Here is a 19,162-nt window from a genome sequence, read left to right on the forward strand (position 1 = left end):
GGCGAGCGCGGGCGCCTCACTCGACGATCCGCACCGGGTCGCCGACCCGGACCGTGCCGCGGCCGAGGGGGACCAGGTTCTGCCCGAAGACCAGCTTGCCGTCGAGGCGTCGGTGGCGGCCGAGACTGTGCAGGGGCTCGGCGCCGCGGTCCGCGGTGCCCTGGTCGGTGGTCGTCACCACACACCGCCCGCACGGCTTGGCGACCCGCAGGACGACCTCGCCGACGGCGATCCGCGACCAGCGGTCCTCGGCCCAGGGATCGGTGCCGGAGACGACCAGGTTCGGCCGGAAGCGGTCCATGGGCAACGGGCCCTCGTCCGCGTGCTCGCCGCTCGCGATCAGGGAGTTGAGGGCGTCCAGCGAGGCGGTGGTGGTCAGCAGCAGCGGAAAGCCGTCCGCGAAGGAGACGGTCTCGCCCGGCCGTGCGTACCGGGGGTCCACCGGGCGGCGGGTGGCGGGATCGTCCAGGTGCACCAGCCGGACGTCGGTGCCGAGCAGCGCGCTGCACCAGGCGTGCGCGGCCTCGTCCTCGGCGGGAACGGCCTCCACCTTGTCCCGGAAGATCCGCACCGGCACGGTGCCGGCCGCGCGCGGGACCGGCACCGTGAGCGGCGCCGTGCCGGGTGCGGACAGCCGTACGCCGCCGCCGGGCAGGAGCTCGGCGGCGGCCAGGGCGAGGCGCGGCTGCCTGCGTTGCGTGACGACCTTTCCCCCGTCGTCGATCAGCATCCAGCGTCGGTCTCCGGCCGGCCCCCAGGGCTCCACCTCGGCCTCCTGGAGCGAAAGGCTCCGCAAGGCCTTGACCGGATGGACGTGGATCGACCGCAGTCGCGCGTACCCCATGGGGTCATCGTGCCAGGTGGCACCGACAACCCGGAGGACGGCTCAGTAGCCGCGGTACTGCTGCTGGTTGTACGGATCCTGGTACGGCGCGGGGGCCGGCCGGGGAGCCGCGGGGCGCATCGCCTCGTACCCCGCGGGGCCGGGCGCGGCCGGGCGGGGCTGCTGCGGCTGCTGGGGGCCGGGGTATCCGCGAGGCGCGGTCGCCTGGTGCGGGATGTACGCGGCGGGGGCCTGCTGGAGCGGGGCGGGCTGCGGGGCCTGCTGCGGGTATCCGTAGGTGGGCTGCGAGGGGCCCGCCGGCAGGGCGGGCAGGGCGGACGGCAGCGCGGGCAGATGGCTGCTGCTCGGCATGTCGTACGCGGCGGGGACCCGGATCGGGGCGATCTGCGGTGTGCCCCGTTCGGCCACGAGCGAGTCGTAGATCGGGGTGTCCGGGAAGGAGGCGGAGTAGTAGCCGCCGCCATAAGTGGAGCGGGGGGAGGTCATGGCCATAAGTTAAGCCCACGATGTGCTGGTTGGGGAGACCGATAAGAGGGTTGTTTTGCGTGTCCGCGGTGACCGGGCATCCCCAATGCGAGCGAACTTGGGAAAAAGGGGCGTCAAGCCGCGCGATTTTGCGGTAAAGGCCGAGTTCCGGGCGGGTTACCGGCGGTTGACCGAAGCTTCCGCCGGACTCTTCTTCAAGGGCGGGCGGCCCGGAGAATAGGTTGTGCGTCAGGAACTCGACGATTCGCCGGGACACCACCCGGCTCGGTGACACGTGATGGGGGCGGACATGTCAATGTCGAAAGGATCCAACACCCCGGTGCCGACGACGGCACTGCGGGTCGAACTGGGCTGGCGGTCCGGACCCGGCGTGCCCGACGCGGACGCCTCCGCCCTCCTGCTGGTCGGCGGCAAGGTCCGGTCCGACGCGGACTTCGTCTTCTACAACCAGCCGGCCCACGCCTCCGGATCGGTCCGCCACGAGGGCAAGCGGGACGCCGGCGGCCGGGTGACCGACAGCCTGTTCGTCGACCTCACGCGCGTGGAGCCCGCGATCGAGACCGTGATCCTCGCCGCCTCCTCGGACGGCGGAGCGTTCGGGCAGGTGCCCGATCTGTACATCGAGGTGCGCGACACGGCGCAGAACACCGTCGTGGCCCGCTTCGACAATCCGGGCGCGAGTGCCGAGACGGCCTTCGTGCTCGGCGAGTTCTACCGCCGCCAGGGCGCCTGGAAGTTCCGCGCCGTCGGACAGGGATACGACAGCGGGCTCGAGGGACTGGCCACGGACTACGGCATCTCGGTGGACGAACCGCAGCACGCGCCTGCGGCCGCCCCGCCCGCTCCCGCACAGCCCGCGCCCACCCGGCCGGCGCCGACGGCCCCGCCCGCGTTCCCGGCCGCGGCGCCGCCGCCGGCACCGGCCGCGCCGCCGTCCATGGCACGGCCCGCCACCCCGCCGCCCCCGGCGACGGCGCCGTCCGCGCCGTCCGCCGAGCCGGTCCGGCTGACCAAGGTCACGCTCACCAAGGCGGCACCCTCCGTCTCGCTGACCAAGCAGGGCGCCACCTCCGGCGCCATGCGCGTCAACCTCAACTGGCAGGTGCGCAAGCAGTTCTCGGGCTGGGCCCGCAAGCTCGGCCGCCCGGTCGCCATGCACGACGACCTCGACCTCGACCTGTGCTGCCTGTACGAACTGAGCGACGGCAGCAAGGGCGTCGTGCAGGCACTCGGCAACGCCTTCGGGGCGCTGCACCAGCCGCCGTTCATCCACCTCGACGGCGACGACCGCACCGGCGCCGTGTCGACCGGCGAGAACCTCACCATCAGCCTCGACCACCAGCGCTACTTCCGGCGCATCCTCGTCTTCGTGACCATCTACGAGGGCGCCCGCTCCTTCGCCGACCTGCACGCCACGGTCACCCTCCAGCCGCAGTACGGCGCCCCGGTCGACTTCTCCCTCGACGAGTGCACCGTGCCCTCGACGGTGTGCGCCCTCGCGCTGATCACCAACACCGGGAGCGACCTCGTCGTCCAGCGCGAGGCCCGCTATCTGGTGCCGGAGCGCGGCGTGAGCCCGCAGCGGACGGTCGACTACGCCTACGGCTGGGGCATGAACTGGACGCCCGGCCGGAAATGACCCGCCCTGGGGCGCTCGGCCCGTTCAGCCCGCTCGGCCCTCCTCGGGCACGGCGTCCGGACGGGCGTAGGTGCGGCCCTTCCAGGCCGCGCCCCGCCCCCGGTAGTGCTGCACCGCCGAGTCGACCGTCATCAGGAGGTAGAGGAACGCGGTGAACGGCAGCAGCGGCGCGAGCCACAGGGGCTGCCGGTAGTAGCGCAGCATCGGCAGGTACGTCCCCGCCATCACCAGCCAGGCGGCGGCACCCAGCAGGGCCGTCGGGCCCTGCCCCGCGGCCAGGCCGACGAGCACCGCCGCGGGCGGCACCAGGTACACCAGGGCAAGACCGAGCACCGTACCGGCGAGCACCAGGGGGTTGTGCCGCAACTGCGCGTACGCGCTGCGCGAGACCATCCGCCACAGGTCGTGCAGCCGCGGATACGGACGCACACTGTCCACCCGTTCGGCCAGGCCCAGCCAGACCCGGCCGCCGGCGCCCTTGACCGCGCGGGCGAGGGCCACGTCGTCGATGACGGCGTGCCGGATGGCGTCCGGGATCCGCGCCCGCTCCGCGGCGTCGGCACGCAACAGCACGCAACCGCCCGCCGCGGCCGCCGTGCGCCTCCCCTTCCGTCCCCCGCCTCCCCTGGCGTCCCCGCTCCGCGCGCGGCCACCGCCGATCCACCGGAACGGGTACAGCTGGGCGAAGAAGTAGACGAAGGCCGGCACCACGAGCCGCTCCCAGCCGCTCTCCACCCGCAGCCGGGCCATCTGCGAGACGACGTCGAAACCTCCGGTGCGGGCCGCCGACACCAGGCCGCGCAGACTGTCCGGAGCATGCGCGATGTCGGCGTCCGTCAGCAGCAGGTACTCCGGCTCACGCGTGCGTGCCAGACCGATGCCGTGCCGGACCGCCCACAGCTTGCCCGTCCAGCCGGCGGGCGGCTCCCCGGGCGAGGCCACGGTCAGCGGCAGCCCTTCGTGCCGCCGGGCCAGCTCGCACGCCAGCCCGCCCGTGCCGTCCGTGCTGCCGTCGTCGATCAGGAAGACCTCGGCCCGCCCCGGATAGTCCTGGGCGAGCAGGGACGGCAGGCTCGCGGGCAGTACCGCCGCCTCGTCGCGGGCGGGGACGACCACGCACACCGAGGGCCAGGCGTCGGGCTCCTCCCGGGCCGGAAGTCTGACGTCGGTACGCCAGAAGAAGCCCCGGGCGAGCAGCAGCCACAGCCAGGTGGCCAGGGAGAGGGCTGCCACGACGGTCACGACGGTCACGACGGAGGTCCACACATCGGCGCTCACGTGCGCAGTCTGCCCCACGGCACCGGCCGGTAACGGCGCATCGTCTATGGTGGCCGGGTGAAGATCGCGCTCATGGACTCCGGAATCGGTCTGCTGGCGGCGACCGCCGCGGTACGGCGGCTGCGACCGGACGCCGATCTCATCCTCTCCCTGGACCCCGACGGAATGCCCTGGGGCCCGCGCACGCCCGAGGACCTGACCCGCCGTGCCCTCGCCGTGGCCGAGGCGGCCGCCGCGCATCGTCCGGACGCCCTGATCGTCGGCTGCAACACCGCCACGGTGCACGCACTGCCCGCACTGCGCGCCCGGCTGGAGCCCGGAGTGCCCGTCGTCGGCACCGTACCGGCGATCAAGCCCGCGGCGGCCGGCGGCGGCCCGGTGGCGATCTGGGCGACGCCGGCCACCACCGGCAGCCCCTACCAGCGGCGCCTGATCGAGGACTTCGCCGACGGAGCGACGGTCACCGAGGTGCCGTGCCCGGGACTCGCCGACGCCGTCGAGCACGCCGACGAGAGGGCGATCACCGAGGCCGTGACCGCCGCGGCCGCCCTCACACCCGGCGACGTGACGACCGTCGTCCTGGGCTGCACCCATTACGAACTGGTCGCCGAGCGCATCCGGGCCGCCGTGCAGCGCCCCGGCGCCCCGCGGCTCGTCCTGCACGGCTCCGCCGGAGCCGTGGCCGCCCAGGCGCTGCGCCGGATCGGCGCCCGCCCCGACCCGGGCGCCCCGGCGACGGGCACCCTGACCGTGCTGCTGAGCGGACGCGAGGGCACCCTGCCCGCGCCCGCGCTGGCCTACGACGAGGGCCGGCTCCTGCGCGCGGTCACGCCGGCCGGCTGACGGGCCGCCCCGCCCGGTCGGCCCAGTCACCCTGCGCGACGAGGTACCCGCGCAGCGAAACATGAGTAACCTCATATCCATGAGGCATCGCCACGGCGAGACCGTCCCGCAGCCCAATGTCTGGACCGGCCGTGCCACCAGCCGGGTCCAGTGGTTCCTGGCGCTCATCGGCGCCGCCTGCATGGCGCTCGGCATCGCCCTGGCCGTCGAATCGGCCTGGGAGTCCGGCGTCGCCCCGCTCGCCATGGCCGTCGTCGGCTGCATCGCGGCGGGACTGCTGGTCTTGTTCGGCACGCTCGCGTTCGTGCACGTCGCGCTGAGAGTCGACGAGGAGTGCCTCGAAGTGCGCTGCGGCCACATCGGCGTACCCCGCCGCCGCATCCCCCTGTCGCACGTCGTCGGCGCCGAGTTCGCGCCGCACGTCACCCCGCGCCACTGGGGCGGCTGGGGCTACCGGTGGCGTCCGGAGCGGGGCACGGCCGTCGTCGTGCGACGCGGTGAGGGCCTGATCCTGCGGCTGGGGGACGGCCACACCTTCACGATCACCGTGGACGACGCGGAGGCGGCCGTCCAGGTCATCAAGGACCGACTGCGTCCGAAGGCGCCGGGCCCGGCCCACTGAACGCCCCGCGGCAGGCACCGGCCGTACGGTCCTCAGCCGGGCAGCCGGCCGTCCCGCGGTCGGGTCTGCGCGCCCCGGGCCGGCGGTGCCTCCGCGGCGAAGGGGCGGGCCGTGGCCAGTCCCGCGAGGAGTCCCGCGCCCAACGGCACCGCGGTGAAACTCAGCGCGTTGCCGACGGCGGCGATCGCCGCGAGCCCCGTGAGGGCCACACCGGCGGTGAGGACGACCGGTGTGGGGCGCGGCGAGCGCCACAGTGCGTACAGCACCCAGCCGAAGGCCGCGGCCAGCAGCACCACGCCCACCACCCCCTGTTCCGCCGCCTGCTGCCACACCGCCGAGTGCGGTCGGCCGTCCGGCGACGGACCCTGGGCGGCCGTGGGGCTCAGCGCCCCGAAGCGTCCCGGCCCCACCCCGAGGGCCGGGTCCGCGCACAGCAGTTCCAGCGCGTCGCCCCACAACCGGACGCGATGGGAGGTCAGCTGCCCCTCCAGAAGGACGGCGAGCCCGTCCGGCCCGAAGCCGCCCGCAACCGCCCAGCCCAGGCCGGCCGCCAGGCCCGCGCCCAGACCCAGCCCGGCGATCCCCGCGCCGCGCCGGCGGACGCGGCCCGCGGCGAGCGAGCACAGCAGTACCAGCACGCAGGCGGCACAGCCGGCCACCGAGCCCAGTACGGCCGCGGTCACGGCGATCCCCACGGCCAGCAGCCGTAACGCGACCCGCACGGCCGGCACCCCGCAGGCCCACGCCCCGCAGCACGCGGCACCCGCCGACAGCGCGAGCAGCGCGGCCGTCGCACCGGCGTGCCCGAGCGGTGCGGTGATCCTCGGCCCCGGCGCGAGATGCGGGACGGCGACGGTCAGGGCGACCCCGGCCAGCGCCGCCGCACCGGGCGCGGCGACCGGCAGCAGCGCCCCGCCGATCCGCCCCACGGCATACCCGGCGGCCACGGCCAGCACCGCGAGCAGCACGCCCTCCGGGCGCCCGTCGCGCGCGGCCGCGGTGATCAGCGGCCAGGAGGCGCAGGCCGCGAGGACCACCATCCCCGCCGTGTCCGCGCCACCGCGTCTCTCGCCGTCCGCGACCGCATCGGCCGCAGACGCCGTCCCCCTCGCACCCACCGTGTCCCCCGCCCGCGTCGCCCCCGACCTGACGGGCCCCCGCCGTCCGGCGGAATCGGGCCGGCGACCGGGGCTCGGCCACACCGTAACGGCCGGTCGGCGGATTGGGGACCGGTCGGCACCCGGTTGTGGCGAAACGATGCGGCACGGTCCCCGCACGGCCCTTCGGCGTCCCCGGGCGGCTCTTCGGCGTCCCCGGACGGCCCTCCGGGCGTGCCCGGACCGTCCTGTCCGCGGCCAGGTGACCCGCCGTACACTCCGGGGGGTGACAGCCACCGCAACCTCCGTCGGCGAGTCGGACCGTACGCAGCCGCAGACCACGCCCGCCTCCCGGGCCGTCGCGCGGCTCGTGCGCCTCGTCCCGGCCGCCGCCGCGGCGCTCTCCGGAGTGCTCCTCTACGTCAGCTTCCCGCCGCGCACCCTGTGGTGGCTCGCGCTGCCGGCCTTCGCCGTCTTCGGATGGGTGCTGCGGGGCCGCGGCTGGAAGGCGGGCCTCGGCCTCGGCTACCTCTTCGGCCTCGGTTTCCTGCTGCCCCTGCTGGTGTGGACCGGCGTGGAGGTCGGCCCCGGCCCCTGGCTCGCCCTGGCCGCGATCGAGGCACTCTTCGTGGCGGCCGTCGGCGCGGGCGTCGCCGCGGTGTCGAAGCTGCCCGGGTGGCCGCTGTGGGCGGCGGCGCTGTGGATCGCCGGAGAGGCGGCACGCGCGCGCGTGCCCTTCGAGGGCTTCCCCTGGGGCAAGATCGCGTTCGGACAGGCGGACGGCGTGTTCCTCCCGCTCGCCGCGGCCGGCGGCACACCGGTGCTCGGCTTCGCGGTCGTGCTGTGCGGCTTCGGTCTCTGCGAGGCCGTACGCCTGGCCGTCCGGGCCCGCCGCGGCGACGAGGTGCGTCGCGGGGCAGCGGCGGTGGCCCTGCTCGGCGTGGCCGTACCCGTGGTGGGCGCCGTGGCCGCCCGGCCGCTGGTCAGCGACAAGGCGGAGGACGGCACCGCGACCGTCGCCGTGGTCCAGGGCAACGTGCCCCGCGCGGGTCTCGACTTCAACTCCCAGCGCCGGGCCGTACTCGACTACCACGCGCGCGAGACACTGCGCCTGGCCGCCGAGGTGAAGGCGGGCAGGACGGCACGCCCCGACTTCGTGCTCTGGCCGGAGAACTCCTCGGACATCGACCCCTTCGCCAACGCGGACGCCCGCAGGATCATCGACGGGGCCGCCAAGGCCATCGGCGCGCCCATCTCGGTCGGCGGCGTCGTGGACCGCGACGGCAAGCTGCTCAACGAGCAGATCCTGTGGGACCCGGACAAGGGCCCCGTCGACACCTACGACAAGCGGCAGATCCAGCCCTTCGGCGAGTACCTGCCGCTGCGCTCGCTCATCGGGGCGATCAACGACGACTGGACCACCATGGTCAGCCGGGACTTCAGCCGGGGCACCGAACCCGGCGTGTTCACGATGGCCGGCACCAAGGTGGGCCTGGTGACCTGCTACGAGGCGGCCTTCGACTGGGCCGTGCGCTCCGAGGTCACCGACGGCGCCCAGATGATCTCCGTGCCCAGCAACAACGCGACCTTCGACCGCAGCGAGATGACCTACCAGCAGCTCGCCATGTCCCGGATCCGCGCCGTCGAGCACAGCCGGACCGTCACCGTCCCGGTGACCAGCGGCGTCAGCGCGATCATCATGCCGGACGGCCGGATCACCCAGAAGACCGGAATGTTCGTGGCCGACTCCCTGGTGCAGGAGGTGCCCCTGCGTTCCTCCGAGACGCCTGCCACCCGCCTCGGCGTGGCGCCCGAGATCGCCCTGGTACTGGTCGCTGCCGGCGGGCTCGGCTGGGCCGTGGGTGCCGGTGTGCGCGGTCGGCGCGCCCGCGACGTGTAGCCGTACGCCCGCCGCACGCCCCTCGACATCGGCGGGAGCGGCCGGGCCGCCCCGTTAGGGTCGGGCACATGGCTACTCCCGATTTCATTCACGACCTGCGCGCCTCGGCCGGACACCAGCTCCTGTGGCTCCCCGGAGTCACCGCCGTCGTCTTCGACGACGAAGGCAGAGTGCTGCTCGGCCGACGGTCCGACAACGGGCGCTGGTCGTTGATCGGCGGCATCCCGGACCCGGGGGAGCAGCCCGCCGCCTGTGCCGTGCGCGAGGTCGAGGAGGAGACCGCCGTCCAGTGCGTCGTCGAGCGACTGGTCCTCGTGCAGGCGCTGAAGCCGGTCACCTACGACAACGGTGACGTCTGCCAGTTCATGGACATCACCTTCCGCTGCCGGGCCGTGGGCGGCGAGGCCCGGGTCAACGACGACGAGTCGCTGGAGGTGGGCTGGTTCGCGGTGGACGCGCTGCCGGACATCAAGGAGTTCGGGCAGGCCAGGGTCAAGCAGGCCCTGTCCGACGCCCCCACATGGTTCGAACCCACTGGTTCCGTCTGAAGTATGGGGCGTGCCCACATGGGGGACCGGGTGGACGCTGCCTAGGGTCAGGACATGACCACGCCCAGCGTCCTCCAGGCCCCCCACGCCGCCTCGCTCGACCTCCACGGCCGCACCGCCCTCGTCACCGGAGCCGCCGGCGGCATCGGCCGCGCCTGCGCGCTGCGGCTGGCCGCCGCCGGGGCCGAGGTCAGAGCGATCGACCGGGACGCCGCCGGTCTCGAGGCACTCGCCGGGAGCTGCGGGGACCTCGCGGGCAGTGTCGAGCCGCAGGTCCTCGACCTGACCGACCTGGACGCCGCCGAACGCGCCGCGGCCGGCACCGACGTCCTCGTCAACAACGCCGGGCTGCAACTGGTGCGGCCCCTGGAGGACTTCCCGCCGGACGTCTTCCACACCGTGCTCACCGTGATGCTGGAGGCCCCCTTCCGGCTGATCCGCGGCGCCCTGCCCCACATGTACGGGCAGGGCTGGGGCCGCATCGTCAACATCTCCTCCGTCCACGGCCTGCGCGCCTCCCCCTACAAGGCGGCCTACGTGTCCGCCAAGCACGGACTGGAGGGCCTGTCCAAGACCGCCGCGCTCGAAGGCGCCGCCCACGGCGTCACCTCCAACTGCGTCAACCCCGCCTATGTCCGCACCCCGCTGGTGGAGCGGCAGATCGCCGACCAGGCCCGCGCCCACGGGGTCCCCGAGGAGCAGGTGCTCTCCGACGTACTGCTGCGGGACAGCGCCGTGCGGCGGCTGATCGAACCCGACGAGGTCGCCGAAGCGGTGGCGTACCTGTGCGGCCCGCACGCGGCCAGCCTCACGGGCACCTCACTCGTCCTGGACGGCGGCTGGACCGCGCACTGAGCCGGGGTTTTCCACAGGGCTGCCGGGACGGACGGGTGATGGGGAATCCTGTGAGCATGTCCCGCGATCATGCGCAGTCCGCCGAGACGCCGTTCCTGGAGCTGCTGGCCCGCGGCGCCTCCGCCGACGCCTACGAGCAGCCCGTGCTGCTCGCCCGTGCCGAGGGCGGACCGGCCGACCGGATCGACGCGCTCGAACGGGCCAAGCACCTCGCGCTGCGGGTGCGCTCGGAGCTGGAGGGCCGGCGCAGGCGTGAGGCCGAGCTGTCCGCGCTGTTCGAGACCGCCCACGACCTCGCCGGACTGCGCGACCTGGACGCGGTCCTGCGGGCGATCGTGCAGCGGGCCCGCTCCCTGCTCGGCACCGATGTCACCTACCTCAGCCTCAACGACCCGGAGCGCGGTGACACCTACATGCGGGTCACCGAGGGTTCGGTCGCCGCCCGCTTCCAGCAATTGCGGCTCGGCATGGGGGAGGGGCTCGGCGGCCTCGTCGCCCAGACCGCCCGCCCCTACGTCACCGACGACTACTTCAAGGACGCCCGCTTCCAGCACACCGGCACCATCGACGCGGGGGTGCGCGACGAAGGCCTGGTCGCCATCCTCGGCGTACCCCTCATGCTCGGCCACCACGTCATCGGCGTGCTCTTCGCCGCCGACCGGCGCGCCAGGGTCTTCGAGCGCGAGCAGATCGCCCTGCTCGGCTCCTTCGCCGCCCTCGCGTCCGCCGCCATCGACACCGCGAACCTGCTCGCCGAGACCCGCTCGGCCCTGGCCGGCCTGGAACGGGCCAACGAGATCATCCGGGACCGCAGCGGCGTCATCGAGCGCGCCTCCGACGTCCACGACCGGCTCGCCGAGCTCGTCCTGCGCGGCGGCGGGGTGCACGACGTCGCCGCCGCCGTCTCGCAGGTCCTGGACGGGACCGTGGAGTTCACCGAGGCCGCCGCGGCACCGGAGTACGCGCTGGAGGCGTCCCGCGCCGACGGGCACGTGGTGCGGCACAAGGACGACTGGATCGCCGCCGTCGCCGCCGGCGACGAGCTGTTCGGCGCCCTCGTCCTGCGCGGCCACCCCGGCCTCGACCCCGTCGACCAGCTCACCCTGGAACGCGCCGCGATGGTCACCTCCCTGCTGCTGCTCGCCCGCCGCTCCGCCGCCGAGGCCGAGCAGCGCGTCCGCGGCGAGCTGCTCGACGACCTGCTCGACGCCCGCGACCGCGACCCGCGGCTGCTCGACGACCGGGCCCGGCGGCTGCACGCCGACCTCTCCGCCGCCCATGTCGTCCTCGTCGCCCGCCTCGACGCCACCGGGGCCGACGCCGACCAGGAGGCGGACGCGCGCCGGCGCCTGTGGGCCGCCGCCTCCCACCTCGCCGCGACCCGGCACGGCCTGGCCGCCGCCCGGGACGGCGGCACCGTACTGCTGCTGCCCCTTGAGGACGGCGACGAGGCCACCGACCTGGCCCGCCGCACCGCCCGGCACCTGGGCCGCGCGGTCCACGAGGCCGTCACCGTCGGCGCCTCCGCCCCCGTGCGGGACCTCGCCGCCCGCCCCGACGCCGTGGCCGCCGCCCACACCGAGGCAGGACGCTGCCTGGACGCCCTGCGGCTGCTGGGCCGGTGCGGGGACGGCGCGGCGGCCGAGGACTTCGGGTTCCTGGGCCTGCTGCTGGCCGGGGACCAGAACGTGCCCGGGTTCGTCGAGCGCACCATCGGCCAGGTCGTCGCCTACGACGAGCGGCGCGGGACGGAACTCGTACGCACCCTCGACGCGTACTTCGCCTGCGGGATGAGCCCGGCCCGCACGAAGGAGGCCCTGCACGTCCATGTGAACACCGTCGCCCAGCGCCTCGAGCGCGTCGGCAGGCTGCTGGGCGAGGACTGGCAGAGCCCCGAGCGCGCACTGGAGATACAACTGGCCCTGAAGCTGCAGCGGTTGTCGGCCCCGACCCGGCACTGACACTGCCCCCGCACGCACCGGCGTACGGGGGCCGGAAACCGGACGGCTCAGACGGTACGCGCCCGCTGCGCACGGGAGTCGGACACCGAACCGCTGCCGCCTTCGTCTCCGTCACCGTCTCCGTCACCGGGGGCGGGGTCGACCTCCGCGAGATCCCGGTGCCGGGTCTCCCGTGCCACCCCCACGGCGAACAGCGTCAGTACGGCCGAGGCGATGACATACAGGGAGATCGGCGTCGAGCTGTCGTACTCGGACAGCAGCGCGGTGGCGATCAGCGGCGCCGGCGCACCCGCGGCCACGGAGGCGAACTGGGCGCCGATCGACGCCCCCGAATAGCGCATCCGGGTCGCGAACATCTCGGAGAAGAAGGCCGCCTGGGGCGCGTACATGGCGCCGTGCAGCACCAGCCCCACGGTCACCGCGAGCAGCAGACTGCCGAAGCGGCCGGAGTCGATCAGCATGAAGAACGGGAACATCCACAGCCCCACGCCGGCCGCGCCCAGCAAATACACCGGGCGCCTGCCGATCCGGTCCGACAGCGCGCCCCACGCCGGGATGACCGCGAAGTGCACGGCCGACGCGATCAGCACCGCGTTGAGCGCGGTCTGCTTGGAGACGTCGGCCGCGGACGTGGCGTAGACGAGGATGAAGGCCGTGATGACGTAGTAGCTGATGTTCTCCGCCATCCGCGCGCCCATGGCGATCAGCACGTCGCGCCAGTGGTATCGCATCACGGCGACCAGCGGAAGCGGTTCGGCCTTCGCCTTCCGCGACTCGGCCTGCGCCAACGCCTGCTTGAACACCGGTGATTCGTCGACAGACAGACGAATCCACAAACCGACCATGACCAGGACCCCGGAGAGCAGGAATGGAATCCGCCAGCCCCAGCTGTTGAACGCGGCGTCCGACAGCACGGCCGTCAGCAGCGACAGCACACCGGTCGCGAGCAGTTGCCCCGCGGGCGCACCGGTCTGCGGCCACGAAGCCCAGAACCCGCGCCGCCGCGCGTCCCCGTGCTCCGACACCAGCAGCACGGCCCCGCCCCACTCACCGCCGAGGGCGAAACCCTGGACCAGCCGCAGCACGGTCAACAGCACGGGAGCGGCCGTGCCGACGGTCGCGTGGGTGGGCAGCAACCCGATCGCGAAGGTCGCCCCGCCCATCATCAACAGGCTCAGCACCAGCAGCTTCTTGCGCCCGAGCCGGTCACCGTAGTGCCCGAACACCAGGGCCCCGACGGGCCGCGCGGCGAACCCGACGGCATAGGTCAGGAACGACAGCAGCGTGCCGACCAGCGGGTCGGAGTCCGGGAAGAACAACTCGTTGAACACGAGCGCGGCGGCGGAGCCGTAGAGGAAGAAGTCGTACCACTCGATGGTGGTGCCGATGAGGGACGCGGCGACGATGCGCTTGAGGTTGTTCGGGGCCGGGGCTGGTGGAGCGGCTGCGGGCGACGACATCGGCACCACTTCCTGGGGATCTGCGGGGACGGTTGCGTGTCGCCACACCGTAGGAATCCGCAGGTGAAGCGCACATGTGGCGGCGCAACATAGTTCGGGGGTCGGCTATGCGCGCGGACACCATGCCTGCTCAGGGAAGGGGGGGGCAGATGCCCTGGGGAGAGAGGCCGAATCGAGCGTTGCCCGGGGGGCGCCTCGAACTCGGGCACAAGGCGGCTGCCGGGACAGGATCCCTTTTCAGGGCGTCGCAGCCCGTCCTCAGCGAGCTCCCGCGATTGCGAGGCCCTACGCCGGTGACTGAATCGGTGCCGGGGACGGCGGCTGCGACGGTTGGGCAGGGAACCGTCTCTCTCGGATGTGACGGCCGTCCGTGCCCGACGACCTCGGGCTCCGGACTGCCGCGCCGCCGCTTTCCGCGACGAGGACGAAGGGGCACACGGATGTCTGAAGGGCAGCTGGCGAAGACGGGGCTCGGGGCGGGCACCGTCACCGTGTTCGGGTTCGCGGTCGGTGAGGTGTGGCTGCTGGCCGTCGCCGCCGCGATGGTGGTGACCGGTGTCGTGCTGCTCCGGCTCACATGGCGGCGCGATAGCCCGGCAGGATCATGAGCGGGGACGACGGGCACGGCCGCGGCACCAGCCAAAGTCGCGCCTCGCATCAGCCCGCCCAGGTCCGGGTCAGGCCGGAGTCCGCGCGGCGCCGTCGTGTGCTGGTGGCCGCCACGCTCACCGCGCCGGTGCTCGGCTACCTCGTCCTGTGCCGCGTGGATGCGCTCGCCTCCCTCGGCGGGAACGGCCGGCCGCCCTTCGTCATCCTGTACACGGTGACCTGCCTGTGGTTGCTGTGGCAGACGCTGCTGGCCTACGCCGAGCGCCCCTATCGGGCCTCCGCCGAGCAGCAGGCCGTCCTGGACGCCGCCCATGTCGCCGTCCTGGTCCCCGTCTACAACGAGGACGCCCCCTTGCTGCGCCGCTGCCTTCAGTCCCTGCTGAACCAGACGCGGCTGCCGGACTCGGTCGACGTCACGGACGACGGAAGCGGCGTCGACTACGACGAGGTGCGGGAGTGGTTCGAGCGGGCCGCGGCCGACGCCGGCGTCCGGGTCTCGTGGCAGCGCACAGACAATCACGGCAAGCGGCACGCCCAGCTCACGGCCGCCGCGGCGAGCCCGGACGCGGACTACTTCGTAACCATCGACTCCGACACCGAACTCGACCGGCTCGCACTCCACGAGCTCCAGCAGCCCTTCACGGACGATCAGGTGCAGTCGGTGGCCGCCCTCGTCATGTCCGCGAACGCCCGCGCCAGCCGGCTGACCCGCCTGTTCGACATGTACGCCCTCAGCTGGCAGCTCAACGAGCGCTCCGCGCAGTCGGTCCTGGGTTCCGTCGTCGTCAACACCGGCTGCTGCGCCGCCTACCGGGCCGAGGTGCTGCGCGACAACGCCCGCACCTACCTCGACGAGACGTTCATGGGGCGTCCGGTCGCCTTCTCCGACGACTCCCTTCTGACCCTCCTGGCCAAACTCCGCGGCAGGACGGTCCAGCAGCCGACCGCGTTCGCCCGCGCCACCATGCCCCAGAACCTCAATCACCACCTCCGCCAGCAGCTTCGCTGGATGCGCGGTTCCGCGATCCGGTCCTTCTGGCGCGTCAGATACCTCCCGCTCAGCGGGTACGCCTTCTGGAACCAGACGTTCAACTGGTTCGTCACCCTGGCGACCGCGGCTGCCTTCACCTGGTTCATCCTGCTGCACCCGATCAGCAACGCGGGCCCGCTGCCGCTGCTCCTCCTCGTCCCCGTCATCGTCGGCTACCTCCACAGCCTCCGCTATCTGGCGATCCGCCCGGACGACGAACGGCTGCGCAGCCGGCTGCTGGTGTTCGCCTGCGCGCCGGTGGTGACCCTGTGGAGCTTCACGGTGCTGCGCGCTCTGCGCTGGTACGGCCTGGCGACCTGCGCCCGTACCGGCTGGCTCACCCGCGAGAAGGTGGAGGTGTACGCGGACACCGGCCCCCTCTTCCCGGCCGGGCCGCGCCCGAACGCGGTGGCCGCCGCACCCCAGATGTCCGACTGACAGGGACCGAGCCGCCGCCTCCACGCAACGGGTGCATGTTTACGGATGGAACGATCCCCGGCGGGCGAACGTTGTCGATGCGGCACTAGCGGGTCAGCGTCTCGAAGCCGACATCGTCGCAGTACTGCACAACGCGCCCCTCCGCCTCGGAGTCACCGTTGTTCACCGCTGCCACCGTCGCCTCCGCCAAGGTGCGGCCTCCGTCAAGGGTCTCATCCCGGAGCGGTCGCATCGCGAGGAAGGTGTTCTGCGCGACGGCCCCGACCTCGTCGTACTCTGACGGCTCCGGCGTGTCCGTGGCCGCCGCGTTCCGCGCCTTCTGCCACGCCCCCAGCTGCGTGCAGTAGTTCTCTCGCTGCGCGGTCAGCCGCTGCTCGTCCCCGCCCTCGGACGAGGTACACCCGGCCGTCACCGCCACCAGGGCGAGGACCGGGACTACCGCCTTAAGTACGCGCACCACGTTGCCCCCGACTGAAACTGCGTCCACTGGTGCCTGTCACCTGCAACTCCCGCAGCAGGATACCCGCGTGGGGTCCCTCGGCCGCCGCAACGGTCGCTGACTCAGCGGCGCAGCGCCAGGCCGTCGCCGCCACCCGCCGCTGTGGGAAGGCCACCGCGCAGGCGCGGGACCGGCTGCATCCCCGGCTGACCACCACCCGGAGTCGGACACCACCGTCTGGTCGTCACCGCGTGCCCCTGGGGGCGGTTCGTTTCTTCCTCACTCGAACAGCCTCGTCTCGGCGTTGCGGGTGCGCGGTGGAGCGCTGCGTGCTGAAGAGACCCGCGCACCGGCACGGACGATGCCACGGCCGGCAAGACTTGCGGCTGACCAGCGAGGCCACGCTCTGACTCCACCATCGGGTGACGCGGCTCAACCAGGCGAGTGACGGCGGCCGTTACGGGCCGTTGCCGCGCGGTCCGGCCCTCCAGGATCGGAGTCGCCGTCGTCTCCGACGGATCGTGCATCGACCACGTCTGTGCCGTGCGATCGGTTCTCGACCACGGCTGTTCGAGGAGTCACCGCCATGCGTTCACGCTTCCTGTCCGTCCTGGCCGCCGCCGTCGCGGCCGCCGCGGCACTCGCTCAACCCGCCCACGCCGCCCCACTCGTCGACGGCGTCTACCGCTTCGCGGCTCTCCAGGACGGCAAGTGCCTCGTGTGGCCCAAGACGCACGCGAACGTCGGCGTGGTGTCCCTGGGCGCCTGCGCGGACACCGCGTCGACCTCAGCGAACTGGCAGGTACGGCAACGCCCCAACGGAACCATGGAAGTCTCCACACCGGGCTCGGACCCGCGCACCTGTCTGATGGTGACGTCGCAGCACACCGTGTCGGTGAGCAACTGCGGTGACAAGTACGCCGAATGGACCGTCTCCTACGGCTCCGCCGGCCCCGGCGGCGTGGTGTGGGCCGACATCGAGCACACGCCCGCCGACCGGTCCGGCTCCTACGGGAAGCTGGTGGATGATCCCGGTGCGACCGCCCGGCTCGTGGTGCGACAGGCCCCCGACGAGCCCCACTACTGGGAAGTGCAGCCGGCCGGTTAGAGCCCGGCCGACTCTTCTTACGGCGCCGGCAGCCACCCGGATCCCTCGGGTGGCTGCCGGCGCCCGTGCCTCGGACTCGATGCCCGCAGTCGAGCGCGGTCGGGACAGCGACGACCTCCGCGCCCAGCTCGTGGGGCTCACCGAGCCCGGATCGTCGAACGCATGGCGGCCGACTCCGGCGGCGACGCCTGAAGGACGGGAGCCGGTGCGCGGTTCCGGCACCGTTCGGTCCGGGCCGTGTGGGCCCCTGGTGTCGATGTCGGTGATCCACCCCGGCTGAATGCTCGAAGCCTCAGGGTGCCACCGAGCCAGCCACCGGACGGGATCAGGTGGCGGCGGCCCGGCCGAACCCGGCGACGGCGGTGTAGGCCGCCGAGGTGACCTCGCCCAGTGTGCTGTCTTCTGGGTGCAGCGCCCAGTGTTCGAGGGCCGTGGTGGCCACATTGACGAGCATGCCGGCGGTCGTCTTGGCGGCCAGGCTGTCGGCTGCGACTCCAAGCCGCCGGGCGACGACCGGGACCAGCAGGTCCTGGGCGCGCCGCCCGGCCGCCAGCCACCGAGCCTTGAGTACCGGTTCGGCCAGCATCACGCGAGCGATGCGCAGGGTGTCCTCGGACGTGGTGCTGCTGGCGAGCAGAGCGGACCGGGCGGCCTCCGGCAGGGGCTCGGCCGCGGGGCGTCGCGCGAGCGCGTCGACGAGGGTGTGGACGCCCTCCACGAGCAGCGGAGTGAGCGCCTCCTCCTTGACCGGGCAGTGCCGGTAGAAGGTGCGCAGGGAGATACCCGCGTTCGCGGCGATCTGCTCGACGGTCGTGTCGGCGAAGCCCTGCTCCTCGAAGAGGTGGGCGGCTCGCAGGGCGAGCTCGCGCTGCATGGCCGCACGGCGGCGTTGCCGCAGGTCGGTGGCGGGCCGGCCGACAGACCCCTGGGGCTGAGGCACCTCTGCGCACTCCTCCGTCGTTGTGTCGCTCGCCTCATTGTGGCACGAAACCTACAGTTGGCACGTCATGCCAAAAAGGCATAACGTTGCAGTTGAGTGTCGCGGGCGATCCCGGGACACGAGTTCGGTACAGGAAGAAGTGGTCCACCATGGCCCGGATTTCATTCCAGGGACGCGTCGCGATCGTCACCGGGGCCGGAGGCGGCCTCGGCCGCGCCCACGCCCTGGACCTGGCAGCCCGCGGAGCGAAGGTCGTCGTCAACGACCTCGGCGGCGGAATCGACGGCAGGGGCGGCGGCGCCGCGATGGCCGACCAGGTCGTCAAGGAGATCACGGCCGCCGGCGGCGAGGCGGTCGCCAGCTACGACTCGGTCGCCACACCCGAGGGCGGCAAGGCCATCGTGCAGACCGCCCTGGACGCCTTCGGCACCGTCGACGTCCTGATCAACAACGCGGGCAACATCCGCAACGCCCCGTTCACCGACCTCACGCCCGAGGCGATCGACGTCCTGCTCGCCGTACACGTCAAGGGTGCCTTCTACGTCACCCAGCCCGCCTTCGCCGTCATGCGCGACAAGGGCTACGGCCGCATCGTCTTCACCTCGTCGGCCGCCGGCATCTTCGGCAACGCCGAACAGGCCAACTACGCCGCCGCCAAGGGCGCCGTCCTCGGCCTGGCCAACGTGGTCGCCCTGGAGGGCGCACCGCACGGCGTCAAGGTCAACACCATCCTGCCGGCCGCCGACAGCCGCATGGCCGCCGCCATGAACCCCGAGACCCTGGCCGGTATCCCCACCACGCCCGCGCACGGCGAGCCCGAGATGATCACCGCCATGGCCACCTACCTGGCCGGCGAGGACAACCCCCACACCCACGAGGCGTTCTCCGTCGCCCGTGGCCGTTACGCCCGCGTCTTCATCGGCGTGACCGAGGGCTACCACGTCGCCGCCGACGCCCCGGTGGCCACCGCCGACGACATCGCCGCACACGTCGACACCATTCGCGACCAGAACGGCTACCACGTGCCCGGGTCCCTGGTCGAAGAGTTCGCGCTTATCCCCTGAC

General features: G+C 73.1%; 18 protein-coding genes. 11 read left to right on the forward strand and 7 right to left on the reverse strand.

Features of this window, described 5'->3' with window-relative positions; all coding sequences use genetic code 11:
- Window positions 1-16: 16 nt before the first annotated feature.
- Both B9W62_RS34400 and B9W62_RS34405 read right to left on the reverse strand, forming a co-directional pair.
- Window positions 17-844: an MOSC domain-containing protein gene (locus tag B9W62_RS34400; RefSeq protein ID WP_087810820.1), complete on the reverse strand. Its 828-nt coding sequence runs from the start codon at window positions 842-844 to the stop codon at window positions 17-19.
- Window positions 845-886: 42 nt separating this feature from the next.
- Window positions 887-1,330 (reverse strand): DUF6643 family protein, encoded by a 444-nt coding sequence (locus B9W62_RS34405; RefSeq protein ID WP_161376573.1) that lies wholly within the window; start codon window positions 1,328-1,330, stop codon window positions 887-889.
- 295 nt (window positions 1,331-1,625) lie between these two features.
- Between B9W62_RS34405 and B9W62_RS34410 the strand changes: the two genes are divergently transcribed.
- Window positions 1,626-2,969, forward strand: a complete 1,344-nt coding sequence (locus B9W62_RS34410) for a TerD family protein (RefSeq protein WP_087810822.1) — start codon at window positions 1,626-1,628, stop codon at window positions 2,967-2,969.
- A 24-nt stretch (window positions 2,970-2,993) separates the two neighbouring features.
- On the opposite strand, the gene B9W62_RS34415 is transcribed toward B9W62_RS34410, so the two are convergent.
- The gene (locus tag B9W62_RS34415) at window positions 2,994-4,265 is read right to left on the reverse strand and encodes a glycosyltransferase (RefSeq protein ID WP_373433720.1); all 1,272 of its coding nucleotides are present in this window, start codon (window positions 4,263-4,265) and stop codon (window positions 2,994-2,996) included.
- A gap of 39 nt (window positions 4,266-4,304) precedes the next feature.
- Between B9W62_RS34415 and B9W62_RS34420 the strand changes: the two genes are divergently transcribed.
- Both B9W62_RS34420 and B9W62_RS34425 read left to right on the forward strand, forming a co-directional pair.
- Complete coding sequence (locus B9W62_RS34420; RefSeq protein ID WP_087810824.1) at window positions 4,305-5,090, forward strand: glutamate racemase; 786 nt, start codon at window positions 4,305-4,307, stop codon at window positions 5,088-5,090.
- 79 nt (window positions 5,091-5,169) lie between these two features.
- Window positions 5,170-5,712 (forward strand): hypothetical protein, encoded by a 543-nt coding sequence (locus B9W62_RS34425; protein ID WP_087810825.1) that lies wholly within the window; start codon window positions 5,170-5,172, stop codon window positions 5,710-5,712.
- 32 nt (window positions 5,713-5,744) lie between these two features.
- Here B9W62_RS34425 and B9W62_RS40370 read toward each other — a convergent pair whose 3' ends face one another.
- A complete protein-coding gene (locus B9W62_RS40370) occupies window positions 5,745-6,752 on the reverse strand; it encodes an O-antigen ligase family protein (RefSeq protein ID WP_179235811.1) in 1,008 nt (335 codons plus the stop codon).
- 343 nt (window positions 6,753-7,095) lie between these two features.
- Here B9W62_RS40370 and lnt point away from each other — a divergent pair, with 343 nt between their 5' ends.
- The 4 genes from lnt (at window position 7,096) to B9W62_RS34455 (ending at window position 12,073) form a co-directional block, all read left to right on the forward strand.
- Window positions 7,096-8,709: an apolipoprotein N-acyltransferase gene (lnt, locus tag B9W62_RS34440; protein WP_087810826.1), complete on the forward strand. Its 1,614-nt coding sequence runs from the start codon at window positions 7,096-7,098 to the stop codon at window positions 8,707-8,709.
- A gap of 68 nt (window positions 8,710-8,777) precedes the next feature.
- Window positions 8,778-9,257: an NUDIX hydrolase gene (locus B9W62_RS34445; RefSeq protein ID WP_087810827.1), complete on the forward strand. Its 480-nt coding sequence runs from the start codon at window positions 8,778-8,780 to the stop codon at window positions 9,255-9,257.
- A gap of 54 nt (window positions 9,258-9,311) precedes the next feature.
- On the forward strand, window positions 9,312-10,112 hold the full coding sequence (locus B9W62_RS34450) for a 3-hydroxybutyrate dehydrogenase (RefSeq protein WP_087810828.1): 801 nt from the start codon (window positions 9,312-9,314) through the stop codon (window positions 10,110-10,112).
- A gap of 56 nt (window positions 10,113-10,168) precedes the next feature.
- Window positions 10,169-12,073: a helix-turn-helix domain-containing protein gene (locus B9W62_RS34455; RefSeq protein WP_087810829.1), complete on the forward strand. Its 1,905-nt coding sequence runs from the start codon at window positions 10,169-10,171 to the stop codon at window positions 12,071-12,073.
- Window positions 12,074-12,120: 47 nt separating this feature from the next.
- Here B9W62_RS34455 and B9W62_RS34460 read toward each other — a convergent pair whose 3' ends face one another.
- Window positions 12,121-13,533 carry an MFS transporter gene (locus tag B9W62_RS34460; protein WP_179235812.1) on the reverse strand — a complete coding sequence of 471 codons (1,413 nt, stop codon included), beginning with the start codon at window positions 13,531-13,533 and terminating at the stop codon, window positions 12,121-12,123.
- A gap of 440 nt (window positions 13,534-13,973) precedes the next feature.
- Here B9W62_RS34460 and B9W62_RS40375 point away from each other — a divergent pair, with 440 nt between their 5' ends.
- Window positions 13,974-14,141, forward strand: a complete 168-nt coding sequence (locus B9W62_RS40375) for a hypothetical protein (protein WP_160166059.1) — start codon at window positions 13,974-13,976, stop codon at window positions 14,139-14,141.
- The gene (locus B9W62_RS34465) at window positions 14,138-15,610 is read left to right on the forward strand and encodes a glycosyltransferase family 2 protein (protein ID WP_087810831.1); all 1,473 of its coding nucleotides are present in this window, start codon (window positions 14,138-14,140) and stop codon (window positions 15,608-15,610) included. The genes B9W62_RS40375 and B9W62_RS34465 overlap by 4 nt, the downstream gene beginning before the upstream one ends.
- Window positions 15,611-15,695: 85 nt before the next feature.
- Here the strand turns inward: B9W62_RS34465 and B9W62_RS34470 are convergent, their stop codons facing one another.
- Entirely contained in the window at window positions 15,696-16,097 is a 402-nt protein-coding gene (locus tag B9W62_RS34470) for a hypothetical protein (protein WP_256976679.1), read from the reverse strand.
- A gap of 538 nt (window positions 16,098-16,635) precedes the next feature.
- Here B9W62_RS34470 and B9W62_RS34475 point away from each other — a divergent pair.
- On the forward strand, window positions 16,636-17,157 hold the full coding sequence (locus tag B9W62_RS34475; protein ID WP_087810832.1) for a hypothetical protein: 522 nt from the start codon (window positions 16,636-16,638) through the stop codon (window positions 17,155-17,157).
- Window positions 17,158-17,482: 325 nt separating this feature from the next.
- Here the strand turns inward: B9W62_RS34475 and B9W62_RS34480 are convergent, their stop codons facing one another.
- Window positions 17,483-18,097, reverse strand: a complete 615-nt coding sequence (locus tag B9W62_RS34480; RefSeq protein WP_256976680.1) for a TetR/AcrR family transcriptional regulator — start codon at window positions 18,095-18,097, stop codon at window positions 17,483-17,485.
- Window positions 18,098-18,246: 149 nt separating this feature from the next.
- On the opposite strand from B9W62_RS34480, the gene B9W62_RS34485 reads away from it, so the two are divergent.
- The gene (locus B9W62_RS34485; RefSeq protein WP_087810834.1) at window positions 18,247-19,161 is read left to right on the forward strand and encodes an SDR family NAD(P)-dependent oxidoreductase; all 915 of its coding nucleotides are present in this window, start codon (window positions 18,247-18,249) and stop codon (window positions 19,159-19,161) included.
- Window position 19,162 lies beyond the last annotated feature (1 nt).

The organism is Streptomyces sp. CS113 (assembly GCF_002188365.1).
GTDB lineage: Bacteria > Actinomycetota > Actinomycetes > Streptomycetales > Streptomycetaceae > Streptomyces > Streptomyces tendae.

What these genes read in the sequence shown, in the direction of transcription:
- B9W62_RS34400 (WP_087810820.1), bottom strand. Translation starts at nt 844, where the DNA reads ATGGGGTACGCGCGACTGCGGTCGATCCACGTCCATCCGGTCAAGGCC.
- B9W62_RS34405 (WP_161376573.1), bottom strand. Translation starts at nt 1,330, where the DNA reads ATGACCTCCCCCCGCTCCACTTATGGCGGCGGCTACTACTCCGCCTCC.
- B9W62_RS34410 (WP_087810822.1), top strand. Translation starts at nt 1,626, where the DNA reads ATGTCGAAAGGATCCAACACCCCGGTGCCGACGACGGCACTGCGGGTC.
- B9W62_RS34425 (WP_087810825.1), top strand. Translation starts at nt 5,170, where the DNA reads ATGAGGCATCGCCACGGCGAGACCGTCCCGCAGCCCAATGTCTGGACC.
- B9W62_RS40370 (WP_179235811.1), bottom strand. Translation starts at nt 6,752, where the DNA reads ATGGTGGTCCTCGCGGCCTGCGCCTCCTGGCCGCTGATCACCGCGGCC.
- B9W62_RS34445 (WP_087810827.1), top strand. Translation starts at nt 8,778, where the DNA reads ATGGCTACTCCCGATTTCATTCACGACCTGCGCGCCTCGGCCGGACAC.
- B9W62_RS34450 (WP_087810828.1), top strand. Translation starts at nt 9,312, where the DNA reads ATGACCACGCCCAGCGTCCTCCAGGCCCCCCACGCCGCCTCGCTCGAC.
- B9W62_RS34455 (WP_087810829.1), top strand. Translation starts at nt 10,169, where the DNA reads ATGTCCCGCGATCATGCGCAGTCCGCCGAGACGCCGTTCCTGGAGCTG.
- B9W62_RS34460 (WP_179235812.1), bottom strand. Translation starts at nt 13,533, where the DNA reads ATGTCGTCGCCCGCAGCCGCTCCACCAGCCCCGGCCCCGAACAACCTC.
- B9W62_RS40375 (WP_160166059.1), top strand. Translation starts at nt 13,974, where the DNA reads ATGTCTGAAGGGCAGCTGGCGAAGACGGGGCTCGGGGCGGGCACCGTC.
- B9W62_RS34465 (WP_087810831.1), top strand. Translation starts at nt 14,138, where the DNA reads ATGAGCGGGGACGACGGGCACGGCCGCGGCACCAGCCAAAGTCGCGCC.
- B9W62_RS34475 (WP_087810832.1), top strand. Translation starts at nt 16,636, where the DNA reads ATGCGTTCACGCTTCCTGTCCGTCCTGGCCGCCGCCGTCGCGGCCGCC.
- B9W62_RS34485 (WP_087810834.1), top strand. Translation starts at nt 18,247, where the DNA reads ATGGCCCGGATTTCATTCCAGGGACGCGTCGCGATCGTCACCGGGGCC.